This is a genomic window from Yersinia intermedia, assembly GCF_900635455.1.
Classification (GTDB): domain Bacteria; phylum Pseudomonadota; class Gammaproteobacteria; order Enterobacterales; family Enterobacteriaceae; genus Yersinia; species Yersinia intermedia.
The window spans coordinates 1,648,171-1,664,053 of record NZ_LR134116.1 but is presented as its reverse complement, the minus strand read 5'-3'; the positions used below and the strand labels follow the sequence as shown (position 1 = coordinate 1,664,053).

Below are 15,883 nucleotides of genomic sequence, written 5' to 3'. Positions count from 1 at the left end.
ATGGTGACAAATCGTCAGCGCTATCGTGAAAAAGTCTCCCAGATGATTAGCTGGGGGCACTGGTTCGCCCTGTTTAATATTATTTTCAGCCTGGTGCTGGGTAGCCGCTATCTGTTTGTCTCCGATTGGCCCTCATCGCTGGTTGGCCGTGTCTATGCCCTCGTCAGTTGGCTCGGGCACTTTAGTTTTATCGTTTTTGCTGCTTATTTGTTGGTGATATTCCCACTCACCTTTGTGGTGATGTCGCAGCGACTACTCCGTTTTCTTTCTGCCGCCTTTGCCACTGCGGGCCTGACCCTGCTGTTGGTTGATACTGAAGTTTTCACCCGTTTCCATTTACACCTTAATGCGGTGGTATGGGAATTAGTGGTTAACCCAGACCAAACCGAGTTGGCGCGTGATTGGCAATTAATGTTTATTGCCGTGCCAGTCATTTTCCTGGTCGAGATGCTTTTCGGCACTTGGGCCTGGCAAAAGCTACGTAGCCTTAACCGGCAACGCTTTGTTAAGCCATTGGTGGCAGTGTTTATTTCTGCGTTCTTTGCCTCTCATCTGATTTATATTTGGGCTGATGCCAATTTCTATCGCCCAATCAGTATGCAACGCGCAAACCTGCCGCTATCTTACCCGATGACTGCACGTAAGTTCCTTGAGAAACACGGTTTGCTCGATCAGCAGGAATATCAACGCCGTCTGGTGGAGCAAGGCAACCCAGATGCACTGGCGGTTGAATATCCACTCAACCCGATTACTTTCAGCGATAAAGGCAGTGGTTATAATCTGTTACTCATTGTGGTTGATGGCATCCGTGCCAGCAGCTTGCAAAAAGATATGCCTGCCTTGGCAGAATTTGGTCGTTCAAATATTCAGTTTGACAACCACTACAGCTCAGGCAACCGTCAGGATACGGGCTTATTTGGCCTGTTTTATGGCATTTCGCCTACTTATTTAGACGGCATTCTCTCCGCACGCGAACCTTCGGCCTTTATTACGGCATTAAGCGCGCAGGGTTATCAGTTTGGTCTGTTCTCATCCGATGGTTTTGAGTCGCCACTCTATCGTCAGGCGCTATTAGCTGATTTCACATTACCGGCCCCCGCTGTACAACCGGATAGCGAAACTACGGCGCAGTGGCAACAATGGTTGTCCACGCTCAACAATAGTGCTCCGTGGTTCTCATACATTAACCTCAATGGAGCCGTTGAAGCACAAGACCAGGTTGCCGGGCAGAAGGTTGCGTTACCGACTGATTTTATCCGCCATTATCAGGCAGGTGCAAAAGATGTGGATCAGCAGATTGCAGCCATCCTGGAGACGCTTAAACAGCGCGACCAACTCGATAAAACCGTAGTTATTATTACTGCGGCCCATGGTGTTGAGTTTAATGACAGAGGTAATGATACCTGGGGTGCAGGCACCAGCTTTAACCGCCAGCAACTACAAGTGCCATTAGTGGTTCACTGGCCGGGTACGCCAGCGCAGGCCGTGAATAAACTGACCAATCATGAAGATATCATGACAACACTGATGCAACGGTTATTACACGTCAAAACTGCATCTGAGGATTATTCGCAAGGGGAAGATTTGTTCGCCGCACAGCGCAATAATAACTGGGTGGCGACCGGTGACAATGGCATGTTAGTCATTACTACGCCAACGCAGACTATTGTATTAGATAATAACGGTGAATACCGCACCTATGATGAGCAAGGCAATGAAATCAAACATGAAAAGCCTCAACTCCCATTACTGCTGCAGGTGTTGACGGATATAAAACGGTTTATTGCGAACTAGCTCAAAAAACAGATGTTAGCACGCTCAAAAAACAAGCGAACGTTTTGCCAAGCCTTGCATTAATAACGGTAAAATGTAGTATAAGTGCCATAGCATCGGCATGTAGCGCAGCTTGGTAGCGCACCGTCATGGGGTGTCGGGGGTCGGAGGTTCAAATCCTCTCATGCCGACCAAAATACCTTAAGAAAACCAATCCGTTAGGGTTGGTTTTTTTGTTTGTGGGATTAGTGGTAGGGAAACTCAGGGGAAACCCAAGGGAAAAACCCCGACATGAAAGAGACTAGGAATATAGCTGATAGACCGGGCCATTAAGCCCGGTTTTGTATTTTATACTTTGGGGGATTACATCAGGTATCAGGCCGAGTTAGCTTAATAAAACCAGCCGCTTCACTGAGTGCATTTATTCATATTGAGTAAGTAAGCTGACTTTCAATATTACACTCAGTTAAACGTCACCAACATTTCTGCGGCTGCATCCACCGACCCGGTCGGAAGCGAAATGCCCCCCGAGCATAAACGCCACGTTACCTGATTACTGGTGGTCTGGCTTGCTTGTGTACTGGTGATGTTACCCACTTTTAGCAGGGTGTTATCAAAGGGCAGCCCGGTGGTTGCATTACAGCTACCACTGCCGGTGACACCATTATTAATCTCACCGGTAATATAGCCACCTCCCTGACTGAGTGCCAGGCGGCTTGGCGTACTTTCATACAGGCCGGTGAGTGCCCGGAACTGCACGTTAATATTGGCAGCAATACCCGCAGAGCTGTCTTGCGTACACTGGGCCATCAAGGAATTGGTCTGTGAAGCCAGTTCGGCACCGCTTTGACGATTTAAAGCCACAGCACCAAAATTAATCTGGGTAGGAGTACTGACCGTACACTTCAGGGTCGAAATACGTAATGAAATATTACTGGGTAAAATCTGTTGGTTTAGAATAGCTGTAGGCATTTGTGTCCAAAAAGATGAGTAAAAAGGTAATGTAATATTGTCTTGGCTGGTTTGTGTACCGTCAGCCACCATCACCCAGGTTCCTATCGCGGTTGCCCTTATAGCAGTGCCGATTTTGTAAAAGTTGATTATACTGGTCATTCTAGGGGCTAAACACCAGGCATATCCGTCAGGGCTGGTGATTGAATTCCCACTCGGCGATGTGGTTCCCTGCGTGTTTGGTAACCCAATCGTACCGGTGAGTATCTCTGGCGTGCCATTAGCCAGCACATAACTGGCATTAATAGTTGCTCTAGGGATTAGCCCAACACCAGGTGCGATTCGGATAGCTCGATACCCGGCAATCATCGTAAGATCACTACTATCTTGACACTCGAACGCATTATTCAACCCTGTAATAAACGCTATGGGAAAGATAGAGTTATTATTAACTGGAGACGAAGGAGTGTACACAGTATCATTATTGGTCACATTAAACGGCATCCCCTCCCATACAATACCACTACCTTTACCGATGGTAATTGTGTCTGCTAAAGCAGAATTTCCTATTAACATCATCATAAGAGTAAGTAGCTTTAGACGATTCATTCTATATTCTTTCGCTCCACAGGAAAAACTTAAAAAAATCAATAATGACGGCTAGCTAAATCGCCCCATAATAAAAATCTGTTATATACAAAAGTAAACCAGATAGGCATGCTAACTAAAAAATCAGAAGGTCATAATGATAACGATATTATAAAAAAAATACATTTGAGCTTTTTTTAGCCAAAAATATAGTTTTTTATATCGATGATTTTAATTTAAATGCTTTTTAATCTAAATAAAGCCAATTACAAAGCATGATAGTCTAATTTGATTTAGATTAAGAAGTGTTCAAAGCGAAATGTGTAGGCAAAAAAAGGTCAACTACTCTGACAATCAACGTAGCACAATTAAAGGCGTTTTCACTCGTCGTGCTAATGAATAGCCGGGCCATTAAGCTTGGTTTTGTATTTATGCGTCAGGTGCAACTGGCCACTCAATGCTTGGCGCTTTTGATATATCAATACGACTCAGCAAGACGCGATAAGTTTTCCATACCGTAAGCTGTTCTTTCTCTACATCCGTTGCCATGCCCGTATCGACCGCATCTTGTAACAGTGTGATTTTCACTGTTGCATCATTCAATAATTGAGTTTTCTTCTGCTGCATGCGCTGCTGCGGTACCTGATGCTCGGACCACCGTCAACTATCACCACCGGTCCCCAACAACTCAGAAAGTACATTGCTGATCAATGATCCCCTCCAGAAGTGAAAAAACCCGCACAGGGCGGGTCGGTATCTTCAGCGATTACTTATAACGTTTTCATTCAAGTGGATTAATATAAAAACCATCCTGACCAGATCCCTTTGTTATTTTGAACCGGCCATTATTTGGAGTTTCTATAATGACTAAATTAGAATTAACAATCCTGAAGCTAGAAATTTCTAGCTGCCTTTGCTCATTAAGCATTCTTGATACGTTTTGATAACTAAAACATAGCGTTCCATTCTTCGCATAAAAGTTATTTACATCACTGGGATACCCTTTTAACTCTTGCATTTTATTATAAAGTATAAAGGATATTATCCCTGCACAGACCGCAATCCCTATTGCAATAAACCTCATTACAGTCCGCTTTCTGGATGGTTCTTTTTTGAATGAATAAAATAAAGCCACTAAAAAAACAAAGAAGAAAAATAACAAAGTTTGCCAAGTACTTATTTCTATCCCCTAAAATTTTATTTTTCACATACTATCAGGTTATGGATAGTTTATGGAAGTTGTTACCTTTCCACTTTGATTCTCAGTAATAACTCGACGTTCTCCAGTTCTACTATCAATAATCGTCAGTTCTACCTCTGCCTTGCTATCTCTCATAACTTGAACAATAGCGCTAACAATCTAATCAGCACCGCCAACATAGCTTATTGGGAGGCGATAGACGCTGGAGTTAACGCATTAATATCAGCGGTGTTGGCAGCTAACGTGCCAGACTGTGAATAAATGGCAGGGTAAGCCCAGCATAATCTTCTGGAGATAGTCTTGACGTTATTCTGTCCCCAATTATAGGAAGCTACAGTCTTATTCACATCATCATCAAAATCTTTGAGTAGATCTGCCAGATATTTAGCTGCTGCCGCGCTGGACTTATTGAAGTCCATGCGATCTTCTGTGGTATTTAATCCGTAGTATCTGCCCATCACTGACATAAATTGGAATGGTACCTCAGCGCTTTTTGGGGACAGTAGCTTTTATCCTCGATTAGATTCGTTCAGGTACCGCTATCCCTTTTCATCTAAGTGCTCCACGATAACCAAGTGAAATAACCAGACAACAAAAGACTACACGCACTACCTGCCAGAAGACAGGATAGTGCGACTCATACATAGTTTTAATCGATAATGACTCGGCCATTAAGTGGCTGTACAGGGCGATTATTCGTATGATGAACTACAGAGCGGAATTGATTAATTTGTTCAGCAGAAGCGCTCACAGGCTGCTCAAGCACCATCCAACTGACACCTTCAGAACAAGGTGGTGTGGTCAGTGAACCACTAAACCGATAGAAATTAAATTGTTTAGGTAACAATGAGTTAATATCAATAGGCTTATTTAATATTGCCATTTGATCAATGGCTGTTGGCATTTGCTGCCATGCCTGTGACAGTTGCGGATTGGCTTGCCCCTCTTGGAACATGAGTGCGAGCACCGCCAGTGCCCCATCTTTATCTTTATAAACAAAATGGGCTTCTAACGGGAACTGTTTGCCATCAATCTCGTTTTCACTTGGCGCATGGAAATGGAATTGTTGCAATGTGAAAGTATCACCGTCCAATTTCAAGGTATTGCCCGCACTGACATTAACTTGAATCGTATGGCCGTTATTCACGATTTGCTGTTTACCTGGTTGGAACGTCAACTCCAGTTGGTCGTGATGGGTTTTCAATGCACCATGAATATTAATTGGCGACTGATTTTTACCTGTTTCGCACAGAGAGAAATCCGGTGAGAGCTTTCCCCAATGTGCAGGATCTTCCTGACCTTCATATCCCCAATGTGCATGTTCCGACGCACAGACTGAAAAACTAGCGGCCAACAGCGCTACAACTAATAACTGCCCTTTCATTTCTAATCCTTTTTACACAAAAAAACTGAATTAACCCTGGCGAATATCCCCATGCAAAGCATGATGTTATCGCTTAGGGTAAGAGAATAACCCAGCTTTTTTTAAGGATATGTCAGCTATATCCTACAGACACGATAAATAAAAAGTAACAAATTGATTTTAAACATATTTTTCATTAATACGAAATGTAACAAACTGCGTTTATTACGCCTGAGGTGAGGGATAAAATTGGGCAAGGGGAAATTAATGGAAAGGCCAAAATTATAATCAGCCTTTCCAACATTACGGGATTATCGCGGGTTTAGAGCACTTCACCATTGCTGGCAATCACTTGCTTATACCAGTCAAAACTTAATTTGCGTGAACGCGCCATAGTGCCAGTGCCATCATCATTTTTATCCACGTAGATAAAGCCATAACGTTTGCTATATTCACCCGTAGTGAATGATACACAATCAATACAGCCCCATGGGGTATAGCCCATTAAATCAACACCATCTTCAAATACCGCTTTTTTCATTTGCTCAATGTGGGCTTTGAGATAAGCAATGCGGTAATCATCGTGGACCATACCGTCGGCAGCCACTTTGTCGATCGCGCCAAAACCATTTTCAACAATAAACAACGGCTTTTGGTAACGCTCGTACAATACACTCAGCGAATAACGTAAGCCGACAGGGTCAATCTGCCATCCCCAGTCTGACGCTTTAACGTGTGGATTTGGCACGCTGCCTTCAAAGCCGGAAAGTGAATGACCGCTGCCAGGGTTAATGGCAGAAACGGCATTACTCATGTAATAACTCAGCCCCATATAATCAGCACAGCCATCACGCAGAGTATCAAGATCACCCTCTTCCATTTTGATGGTGAATCCGCGACGTTCCCACTCATTTAGAATATAGGAAGGGTAGTAACCGCGCATATGAACGTCACCAAACAGATAACGCTCACGCATAGCTTCTACTGAATACATCATGTCATCAGGATGGCAGGAGAACGGATACAACGGCACCATCGCCACCATACAACCAATTTTGAACTCAGGATTAATGGCATGACCAAGCTTGACGACCTTGGCACTGGCAACAAACTGATGATGCAGCACTTGGTACAGCGTTTCCTCTGGATTTTCTTGCTCGGTAAACACCACGCCCGAACAGCAATAACCAAATAGCGGATACTTCCAGTTGCGCTGATTATTGATCTCGTTAAAGGTCATCCAGTATTTAACTTTGCTTTTATAACGCGCCATCACCACTTCACTGAACTTCACGAAGAAATCGACCACCTGACGGTTTTTCCAACCACCGTATTCTTTCACCAGATGCCAGGGCATTTCGAAGTGAGATAAAGTAATAACCGGCTCGATACCGTATTTCAGTAACTCATCAAACATATCATCGTAAAATTGTAACCCGGCTTCATTGGGTTGCTGCTCATCACCGTTCGGGAAGATACGCGTCCAGGCAATAGAAGTACGGAAGCATTTGAAGCCCATCTCAGCAAACAGCGCAATGTCTTGTTTGTAATGGCCATAAAAATCAACGGCTTCATGGTTAGGATAACGGTAGCCGTCCTGTACACCATCAGTCATCACCCGGTCAACGCCATGCGCGCCACCCGACAATACATCGGCGATGCTCACACCTTTGCCGCCTTTATCCCAGCCGCCTTCAACCTGATGGGCTGCAACTGCACCACCCCATAAGAAATCTTTCGGTAATTGTTTGTAGCTCATTATTTTCTCCCTTAATACTGTGGGCAACTGTGCGCCCTTAAAATGAAAATCAATAACGGACTAACCGCCTCAACGGTTAAGCGGTTAGCCCCGATTCATTTGCGCCTGAGCAAGCGGCGCGCCAGATGCTTTAGCACTGTTTTGCTGTTGCACACTTTCAGGTTCATCAGTAAACCCAACCAACCAAGTGAAAAGTGTACCCAACACGAACGCTACTGTGATCGACAGCAAGAAACCAAGGAACTGCGCCATATGGCCCTCTTTGAAAAAGACCGGTAATACCGCAATACCCGGTAAGCAGTAACTCCATGACACCGCATTAGACGCCCCTGCGATAGCACCACCGATTCCGCCCGCAGCACAACTGCATAAGAACGGTTTTTTTAGACGTAATGCCACACCATAAATTGCCGGTTCGGTAATACCGAACAACGCGGTGATACCTGCCGACAGTGAAATACCCTTCATCTCACTATTGCGGGTTTTTAAGTAAACGCCAAACATGGTGCCCGCCATGGCAAAGACGGCGGAAGCTTGCAGACCAGTAAAGGTGTCATAACCCAGCGTCGCGTAGTTACCAACGGTAACTGGCGTGATCCCCCAATGCACACCCAGTGTAACCAGCGGTTGCCAGAAAGCGCCGACCATAAACCCAGCCACTGCCGGGCTAAGGTTATAAAGCGTGTTATAAACACCACCAATCGCACCGCCGATCAGATTACCCACCGGGCCGAACACCAATAACGTGAGTGGCACCATGATGGCAATACAGAACATTGGGGTGAATAGATTGCGCACCACCATTGGCAGGATCCGCTCAAAGAAGCGCTGCACGTAAGACATGGCCCATACCATCAAAATGATCGGAATAACCGAGGCGGTATAACTCAGGTATTGCACTGGAATACCGAAGAAATCCAAGGTTGGCGATGATAAGGGAATACCCGCAATAGTGTTTAAAATATGGGCAACTTGCGGATTATTCAGTGCTTCTTGCATTAGCTGCTGAACGGCTGGATCGGCCGAATTCAGCGTAGTAATTTTATTGGCCGTCAGCATATTCATATAATCAGGGCTGATCAGTGCACAAGCGGTAATGACCGCGGTGAAAGGATTAACATTGAATTTCTTGGCCGCGGTAAAGGCCACCAGCACGGGCAGGAAGGTAAAACCAGTCCAGGAAACAAAATTCAGAATTCGGTAGGTGCCACTCGCCGCATCCATCCAGCCAATCGCGGCAAGAAATGAAATAATCCCTTGTAAAATACCGCAGGCGGCTAACGGATAAAGGAATGGAGCGAAAATACTGGAGATAATATCCATCAAACGGCTGACAATACCGACCTTGGGTGCGACAACCGGGGTACTTTCATCGATATTAATCAAGCTGATGACATGTTTATAAGCATCACCGACATGATTACCGATCACCACTTGCATTTGCCCACCCGCTTCAATAACGGTGATGACACCTTTAACACGATTTAAGCGTTCTTTATCGACAATTTTATTGTCTTTCAATATAAACCGTAAGCGGGTCGCACAATGTGTGACGTTAATCACATTACCATCACCACCAATATATTGGATAATTTCCTGAGCGGTCAGTACGTAATCTATTGCCATTATTAATCTCCTGTCGCGGGTACTGAGCCTAAGATAACCAGAACGTCATTGGCTTATTATTAATATTCGTAGCCGATTGAGATTAGATTCTAGCAAAAAGAAAAGCGAAGTCACGATATAACAAAAACCGTGAATTGGAATATGTCACACTCAAAAAACACGGTGTTTTATGGTGCTTTCTTATTAATTAGTTGCGGGAGTTTTTTGCCAATGGTTTCTATTATATATAATACAGGGATTTGAGTGGTAATATTATAATTCCCTTCCAATACAATAGGGGGCATATGATAGGAGATATTAAGGTCAGCCATTTTGGCAAGTGTTGAATTATCACTATTTGTTAGACTAATTATTTTGCAGTTATGTAAGCTGAACTGATTGGCAATTCGAATAATCTCTTCCGTCTCGCCCGATACGGAGAACATGATGGCAATGGCATCCTGATACATATCGCTGTTAATAGGATAGTAAGGATCGTCAATATAAGTACTGAACTTACCGATATTCGAGAAGAAACGCGCGCTGTATTTCCCTAATGCCCCAGATGTTCCTATACCCACAAAGATAATTCGGGGCGTGGCGGCTATTTGCGCTGCAACCGTATCCAATAAATCATCAAACTCGCTATTATTAATACTTTTAAAATAGCTAATTATCTCACTAATACCAAAACTAACCGGTGGTTTTTCGTCATGCTCTACATATAATTTAAACCGCACCCGGAATTCAGAATAGCCATCACAATTCATTTTTTTGCAGAATCGTAAAACCGTGGTAGTAGAAACACCCGCTGCATCAGCCAGTTCTCTGATGGTCATATACATCACTTTGTCAGTATTTTTTATGATGTAATTATAAACGATCAATTCCAGTTCGTTCAGCGCTGATATTTCTTTATATGTAAACATACTGATACCTAGATTCCCGTTAGCCACCTGTAACCAAGGCACTTATGCAACGCAATGGCCCAAGATAGCGAATTTAACATGAAATGGGGTCACTAACGAGCCAGTTGTGGCTGCGAACTGAACTCATAGCTGTTACTCAGTAGAGCCAATATGAATAGACCGGGCTATTAAGCCCGGCTTCGCGCACTGGCACTATTTTACGACCGGCCAATCAGGTACTCGATAACCTTGATTGACCGCTTCAATTAAAAGCCATTGTGGCAGTTCAGGTAAATCGATCAATGGCCAGTTATCCCTTGTTGGCCATGCACGATAATCGGAGCGAATTGCTGTTAGCTCGGTGCGTTGGGTTCGGACAGCTTTTGCGCAATCTGCAACACCGTGGACTGGCTAATCACGCTGTTTGTCGACTCAGCGGAGCAATCCACCAGATCCTGGCACTTACCACGCCCCGAGGCACTGACTTGGTGCGTTGTGACCGCAATGGCGCAATCCCGACGGTCAATATAGCCGTTTAACACGGCGTCATTATCCAACTTGACCACGCAGGGAGCACCAGGGTTAATCCACCGTTGCCTTCCACTGACTGACGATAACGAAGCAACATTTAAGAAATTCATTGTTGATGCTGGCGTTAAGTATTTGAAACCATTGAATCCCTCCTACCGATTAATCGAACTCAATGGTAACTGTAAGATACTGGGTGTGGTGGTTGATGCTCGTTGGCTGGAAATAAATTAGTCCCACCTTGATAAATACCGATACCCGACTGCGGTTGGAAAATATAAATCACTTGTATAAACAACCAGATAAACATCCACACAAAAAATAACCGCCAGTGATTTCCATCTTTAATCACCTGCGGTTATTTTATTTGCATTAAAAAACCAGTAAATGTTATTTTTCCGCTTCAAAGCGTGTAAAACGGCGTTGTCTGGCGCCCACCAATACTGTATATTAACACAGTATCCATTCATTCAGGAAAAAGTCATGCGTGTTGAATTGATTTATGACAAACGGAATGTCGCCGGCCTGCCCAACGCCGCTGAAATGATTAAGGCAGAGTTAACCAAGCGCGTGCATCGGGTGTTTCCTGATGCTGAAGTTAAGGTTAAACCAATGCAAGCCAATGGCATCAACACAGATGCTAATAAACAAGAAAAATCAGTACTGAACCGGTTAGTTGAAGAAATGTTTGATGAGGCCGATGAATGGCTGGTTAATGAGTTTTGAAAACGATTTAGCCGGGTAATCAGGCCCGGCTCATATTAATGCGTCATCTTGGTTCATTATTAAGTCATCGTTTAATCCTTTTAATTTTCTTTTAATCTTTAATTTAAAAATTTAATCTCCCATCAATGTTAACTTTTACCATCGATTTTTAACAAAATTAAAGGTTAATGATGGAAAAGAATAGATGGGTAAAGAGAAGTCTTTCTGTATTACCGCTGATTATCACCTGCCATACGGCAGTAGCCAGCTATAACTCGGATGTAACAGAGGATCTGGCTATTAGCACCTCATTGGGATTATTGAATGCAGAATCGCAAGAGTTTGTTTATCAGCCCGAATATAATGGCCACAAGCTAAGTCAGATAGACTGGAAAGCAGAAAATATACCTATTGTAAAAGTAGATATATCGTGGGATCTGTTATCACGGTTAACATTAACCGCACGAGGATGGTCCACATTATCCTCCGGCACTGGGGTCATGGATGATTATGATTGGACGATGCCAGGGCAATCTAAGTGGACTGATTGGTCTCATCATGAAAAAACCCATTTGAATTATGCTAATGAAATCGATCTTAATACGAAATTTTGGTTTTTAAAACAAAAAAATTACCGTATTGGTCTGATGGGCGGTTATCAGCGCAATAACAATAGTTGGACCTCTTATGGTGGAAACTATAATTACAATAATGGCAATAACCTATTTACAGCATCTGATAGTGTTACCGGCATTGGTTATAAACAAAAATTTGAAATGTCCTATCTTGGCTTAGTCAGTCGCTATCATTACCAAAAATTTGAGTTTAATACTTTGCTGAAATACAGCCGTTGGGTAAATGCCTATGGTAATGATGAACACTATTTACGCCAACTTTCATTTAAAGACAGCAGCAAAGGTTCTCGCTATTACGCGGTAGTGGTTGATGTGGGTTACTACGTGACCGATAACACCAAATTATTTGTGGAAGCGTCTTGGAACAGGCACGCCGAAGGAAAGGGAGATACACAAATAATCGATTCTGGTGCAGGTGTTTTAGCAAATGCAGCTAATAGCGCCGGTATTGCTCACCAAAATCAGACCATCGCCATAGGTTTACAGTATAAATTTTAACCTGGTAATGGTCTTGTTATTGCAATACTTCAGCATCAATGCGGCCTGTGAACTGCTGTTTTACTCGCATTGATGCTAATTTTACACTTTTAATACCACTATTTTTTTCAACTTTATTTGAATTATTGCCTCCAAATTAAGTGGCAATGAATAATCAAGTTTATGTTTTTATTGGATATAGATGCCAATAAAATCCCCTCACCTTGTCACTATTACATAAAGAAGTATTAACAATGGCGTATTAATTACAGTTTGTTACTGTGACTCAGCTCAAGTTTATCTCTGCCAAGCCGTTACTTGGATCATGCCATCCCTCTTATTTAGGACGCTCTATGCTTGATTCCATTCGTTCACGTATCTTGGCTGCCTGTATCATCATCGTGGCAGGCTCCCTGGCCATTAACACCTATTTTAACTACTCGGTTGCCAACAAATATAACAATAGTGCGATAGATAACACCCTGACCGCCGTCACCGCCAGCCATGGTGTTGGAATCGCCGATTGGGTTGCCTCTAAAACACAAATGATTGTGTCACTAAAAGACAGCGCACTGGCGGCTGACCCGATAGCGGCACTGCGACAAGTTGCGGCCGCCGGTAACTTCATTAACGTTTATATCGGTTACGCCAACAAAACCGCTATTTTCTCCAATCCAGATGGCATTCCCGCTGGCTACGACCCCACTGGCCGGCCGTGGTATCTACAAGCGGTTAAAGCGGGTAAACCCATGGTCACCCCACCCTATATTGATGCTGGAACCAATCAGCTAGTGGTAACTTTCGCATTGCCGATTATTCAGGACGGCAGCGTTAAAGGGGTATTGGCTGCTGATGTCACCATGGACAGCGTTATTGCAAACGTGAAATCCATCCATCCGACTGAAGACAGTTTTGGTATGTTAATTGATGCTGATGGCACTATTATCGCTCATCAAGATGCCAAGCTAACCCTTAAGCCACTGAGCGATATTGCACCGACACTGGACCTCAAAACACTGTTAACCTCAACTGAGCCTGTCGCGGCCAATATTGGCGACAACAGCAAATTGCTGCTGGCCCAGCCAGTACCAGGGACTCAATGGTTTACTGTTGTCGCACTGGACAAAGCTCAGGCCACTACTGGTATGCGGTCATTACTGACTACATCGCTGGTAACGCTGATAATCATTATTTTAATTGCTGTTGTTATCATTAGCCTCATTACCAAACGTGCTTTGGCACCGCTGACCCATGTACATAAAGCCATGGATGCTATCAGTTCTGGTTCGGAAGACTTAACTCAGCGGCTGCCAGTAGAAGGCAATGATGAGGTGGCAAAAATTGCCCTTTCATTCAACAATTTTGCCGACAAACTGAGTGTCGTCATGGCGCAAATCCGTGATACCAGCGAATCAGTGCGAATTGCTGCCAATGAGATAGCGGCAGGCAATCAGGATTTGTCTGGCCGAACAGAGTCCGCGGCCGCAAGTTTGCAGCAAACCTCAGCCGCATTGGAACAAATCTCGGCGACGGTAGCACATTCCGCCAGCGCGGCACGGCAGGCTAATACTGCGGTACTGTCGGCAGCTAGTGATGCCTCACGTGGTGGCGACGTAATTGCTAAAGTCATCACCACAATGGAATCGATTGAAGCTGCATCAGGCAAAATCGGCGATATCACCAGTGTGATCGACGGTATTGCCTTCCAAACCAATATCCTGGCACTTAACGCCGCAGTAGAAGCAGCACGAGCCGGTGAACAAGGCCGTGGTTTTGCGGTAGTCGCAGGGGAAGTTCGTACATTGGCACAACGCAGTGCACAAGCAGCGAAAGAGATCAAAACGCTGATCGAATCGACAGTTAGCAGTGTGGCGTCTGGCTCTGGTCAGGTACGCCAAGCCAGTAATACCATGACCGAAATTGTCAGCAGCGTATCGGATGTCACCACCATAATGTCGGAAATCACTAACGCAGCAGACGAACAAATGCGCGGCATTCACGAAATAAATAGTGCGGTTGCACAATTGGACACCATGGTGCAACAAAATGCCGCATTAGTGCAGGAATCCACCGCAGCCTCTGCAGCGTTGCAAGCTCAAGCCACTGATTTAACCAGCGCGGTGAATCAATTTAGGATCTAGTTCGATAGTTGTTACACATCTAACAAATAGCATTTAGTTTCAGCGGGTTGAAAGTAACTCGCTGAAACTCTCCTACCCCAGCAATATTCGCGCACCAATTTTAATCGGTGTAAAATTATCGTGTTCCACTCCCGCCTCAGTTAATGCCAGCTTGAGTTGCTGTGGTGGTTCATCCAGTGATTCATCGGCCAGTTCAAACACCCCCCAATGAATAGGAACCGTCTTAGGCTGTTGTAATTGTTTAAATAACTGCACCGACTGCTGTGGATCCATATGTTGCGCCTGCATAAACCAGCGTGGAGCATAAGCACCAATGGGCAAGGCGGCATAATTGAATGGCCCTAACCTAGCGCCAATGGTCAGCAATTGTTGGCAATAACCCGTATCACCGGTGAAGTAGAAGTTAATATCATTACGTTTGACCACCCAACCAGACCACAAGCTTTGATTGCGATTCCAAGGTGTACGCATACTCCAATGTCGTGCGGGGACGCAATGAAACTCAAATTCAGCCGCGAGGTGTTTATCCCACCAATCCAGTTCATGAACATGGCGAGCACCATGTTGCCGTAACCAACTTTTCAACCCTAACGGCGCCAGAAAAATCGCCTCAGGGAAGCGGCGCAATAATTGGCTGATCGTTGTCACATCCAAGTGGTCGTAATGGTTGTGAGAAATCACCACCACATCTATATGGGGTAATTCCTTTACGCTGGCAGGTACAGGTGTTTTCCGTGCTGGCCCGTAAAAATTAAGCGGAGAAGCGCGGCCAGAGAGTACCGGATCAAACAAAACAGTTTTCCCACTGACCCGCAATAACAATGACGCATGGCCTAGCCACCACAGTGCATCTTGCTGCCCGCTAAAATCAGCCGCTTGCCACCAGTCAGTGACAAACTGCGCATATCCTTGCTGTGGCGGTTTTGGGAGCGACTGCCGTTTTCGTTCTTCGCGCCAACGCTTCAAATCTTGTGGATGATGAGCCGCCGGCTCCAGGTTCTGGAATCCAAACTCAGTGTGGTGTGGCTTACTGGCATCATAATAGGGGTTTTTCTTTGCCATCTTACATCCTTCACCGCCAGCCGCCATTGCGGCCAACATTCATTCATGGGCTATACCCACAATAATTCACCCGTTCACAGAAATGATATTTCCACACTGTAAGTCATAGCGCTAATTCTAGTGATGATATTTAATTCTGCTGGTTAAAATCTTGCCACACCTATCACGGTCATTATTGCCACAAAAG

13 protein-coding genes, 1 tRNA gene and 3 pseudogenes are annotated in these 15,883 nt (G+C 44.5%); 6 read left to right on the top strand and 11 right to left on the bottom strand.

Annotation, left to right across the window (positions count from 1 at the left end; all coding sequences use genetic code 11):
• Together yejM and EL015_RS07660 are read left to right on the top strand one after the other, a co-directional pair.
• A complete protein-coding gene (yejM, locus tag EL015_RS07665; protein WP_005190083.1) occupies positions 1-1,794 on the top strand; it encodes an LPS biosynthesis-modulating metalloenzyme YejM in 1,794 nt (597 codons plus the stop codon).
• Between the two features lie 96 nt (positions 1,795-1,890).
• Positions 1,891-1,967 (top strand) — tRNA-Pro (locus EL015_RS07660).
• Positions 1,968-2,235: 268 nt separating this feature from the next.
• Here EL015_RS07660 and EL015_RS07655 read toward each other — a convergent pair.
• From EL015_RS07655 to EL015_RS07610, 10 genes and pseudogenes are all read right to left on the bottom strand, one after another.
• Complete coding sequence (locus EL015_RS07655; protein ID WP_005190086.1) at positions 2,236-3,093, bottom strand: hypothetical protein; 858 nt, start codon at positions 3,091-3,093, stop codon at positions 2,236-2,238.
• 648 nt (positions 3,094-3,741) lie between these two features.
• Entirely contained in the window at positions 3,742-3,939 is a 198-nt protein-coding gene (locus tag EL015_RS07650) for a tail fiber assembly protein (RefSeq protein WP_005190091.1), read from the bottom strand.
• 154 nt (positions 3,940-4,093) lie between these two features.
• Entirely contained in the window at positions 4,094-4,396 is a 303-nt protein-coding gene (locus tag EL015_RS07645) for a hypothetical protein (protein ID WP_230830737.1), read from the bottom strand.
• 299 nt (positions 4,397-4,695) lie between these two features.
• Entirely contained in the window at positions 4,696-4,932 is a 237-nt protein-coding gene (locus tag EL015_RS21905) for a transglycosylase SLT domain-containing protein (protein WP_032907392.1), read from the bottom strand.
• A gap of 230 nt (positions 4,933-5,162) precedes the next feature.
• Positions 5,163-5,897, bottom strand: a complete 735-nt coding sequence (locus EL015_RS07635; RefSeq protein ID WP_005190097.1) for a carbonic anhydrase — start codon at positions 5,895-5,897, stop codon at positions 5,163-5,165.
• A gap of 301 nt (positions 5,898-6,198) precedes the next feature.
• Positions 6,199-7,635, bottom strand: a complete 1,437-nt coding sequence (locus EL015_RS07630; RefSeq protein ID WP_005190101.1) for a 6-phospho-beta-glucosidase — start codon at positions 7,633-7,635, stop codon at positions 6,199-6,201.
• 84 nt (positions 7,636-7,719) lie between these two features.
• Complete coding sequence (locus tag EL015_RS07625; RefSeq protein WP_005190103.1) at positions 7,720-9,261, bottom strand: PTS transporter subunit EIIC; 1,542 nt, start codon at positions 9,259-9,261, stop codon at positions 7,720-7,722.
• A 167-nt stretch (positions 9,262-9,428) separates the two neighbouring features.
• Positions 9,429-10,169, bottom strand: a complete 741-nt coding sequence (locus EL015_RS07620) for a MurR/RpiR family transcriptional regulator (RefSeq protein WP_032907362.1) — start codon at positions 10,167-10,169, stop codon at positions 9,429-9,431.
• Positions 10,170-10,361: 192 nt separating this feature from the next.
• Positions 10,362-10,517 (bottom strand): annotated as a pseudogene (locus EL015_RS21900) (phage tail protein); the annotation flags it as partial.
• Positions 10,517-10,753, bottom strand: a pseudogene (locus EL015_RS07610) (phage baseplate assembly protein); the annotation flags it as partial. The pseudogenes EL015_RS21900 and EL015_RS07610, both read right to left, overlap by 1 nt.
• Between EL015_RS07610 and EL015_RS21895 the strand changes: the two are divergent.
• From EL015_RS21895 to EL015_RS07590, 4 genes and pseudogenes are all read left to right on the top strand, one after another.
• Positions 10,752-10,910, top strand: a pseudogene (locus EL015_RS21895) (LexA family protein); the annotation flags it as partial. The pseudogenes EL015_RS07610 and EL015_RS21895 overlap by 2 nt on opposite strands.
• Positions 10,911-11,159: 249 nt before the next feature.
• The gene (locus EL015_RS07600; RefSeq protein ID WP_005190119.1) at positions 11,160-11,402 is read left to right on the top strand and encodes a DinI family protein; all 243 of its coding nucleotides are present in this window, start codon (positions 11,160-11,162) and stop codon (positions 11,400-11,402) included.
• Positions 11,403-11,569: 167 nt separating this feature from the next.
• Positions 11,570-12,514 carry an omptin family outer membrane protease gene (locus tag EL015_RS07595; protein WP_005190122.1) on the top strand — a complete coding sequence of 315 codons (945 nt, stop codon included), beginning with the start codon at positions 11,570-11,572 and terminating at the stop codon, positions 12,512-12,514.
• A gap of 332 nt (positions 12,515-12,846) precedes the next feature.
• Positions 12,847-14,634: a methyl-accepting chemotaxis protein gene (locus tag EL015_RS07590; RefSeq protein WP_005190125.1), complete on the top strand. Its 1,788-nt coding sequence runs from the start codon at positions 12,847-12,849 to the stop codon at positions 14,632-14,634.
• 72 nt (positions 14,635-14,706) lie between these two features.
• Here the strand turns inward: EL015_RS07590 and EL015_RS07585 are convergent, their stop codons facing one another.
• Complete coding sequence (locus EL015_RS07585) at positions 14,707-15,735, bottom strand: MBL fold metallo-hydrolase (protein ID WP_005190128.1); 1,029 nt, start codon at positions 15,733-15,735, stop codon at positions 14,707-14,709.
• Between the last annotated feature and the right edge of the window lie 148 nt (positions 15,736-15,883).

What these genes read in the sequence shown, in the direction of transcription:
- EL015_RS07585 (WP_005190128.1), bottom strand. Translation starts at nt 15,735, where the DNA reads ATGTTGGCCGCAATGGCGGCTGGCGGTGAAGGATGTAAGATGGCAAAG.
- EL015_RS07625 (WP_005190103.1), bottom strand. Translation starts at nt 9,261, where the DNA reads ATGGCAATAGATTACGTACTGACCGCTCAGGAAATTATCCAATATATT.
- EL015_RS07635 (WP_005190097.1), bottom strand. Translation starts at nt 5,897, where the DNA reads ATGAAAGGGCAGTTATTAGTTGTAGCGCTGTTGGCCGCTAGTTTTTCA.
- EL015_RS07630 (WP_005190101.1), bottom strand. Translation starts at nt 7,635, where the DNA reads ATGAGCTACAAACAATTACCGAAAGATTTCTTATGGGGTGGTGCAGTT.
- EL015_RS07645 (WP_230830737.1), bottom strand. Translation starts at nt 4,396, where the DNA reads ATGAGGTTTATTGCAATAGGGATTGCGGTCTGTGCAGGGATAATATCC.
- EL015_RS07655 (WP_005190086.1), bottom strand. Translation starts at nt 3,093, where the DNA reads ATGATTGCCGGGTATCGAGCTATCCGAATCGCACCTGGTGTTGGGCTA.
- yejM (WP_005190083.1), top strand. Translation starts at nt 1, where the DNA reads ATGGTGACAAATCGTCAGCGCTATCGTGAAAAAGTCTCCCAGATGATT.
- EL015_RS07590 (WP_005190125.1), top strand. Translation starts at nt 12,847, where the DNA reads ATGCTTGATTCCATTCGTTCACGTATCTTGGCTGCCTGTATCATCATC.
- EL015_RS07620 (WP_032907362.1), bottom strand. Translation starts at nt 10,169, where the DNA reads ATGTTTACATATAAAGAAATATCAGCGCTGAACGAACTGGAATTGATC.
- EL015_RS21905 (WP_032907392.1), bottom strand. Translation starts at nt 4,932, where the DNA reads ATGGACTTCAATAAGTCCAGCGCGGCAGCAGCTAAATATCTGGCAGAT.
- EL015_RS07600 (WP_005190119.1), top strand. Translation starts at nt 11,160, where the DNA reads ATGCGTGTTGAATTGATTTATGACAAACGGAATGTCGCCGGCCTGCCC.
- EL015_RS07650 (WP_005190091.1), bottom strand. Translation starts at nt 3,939, where the DNA reads ATGCAGCAGAAGAAAACTCAATTATTGAATGATGCAACAGTGAAAATC.
- EL015_RS07595 (WP_005190122.1), top strand. Translation starts at nt 11,570, where the DNA reads ATGATGGAAAAGAATAGATGGGTAAAGAGAAGTCTTTCTGTATTACCG.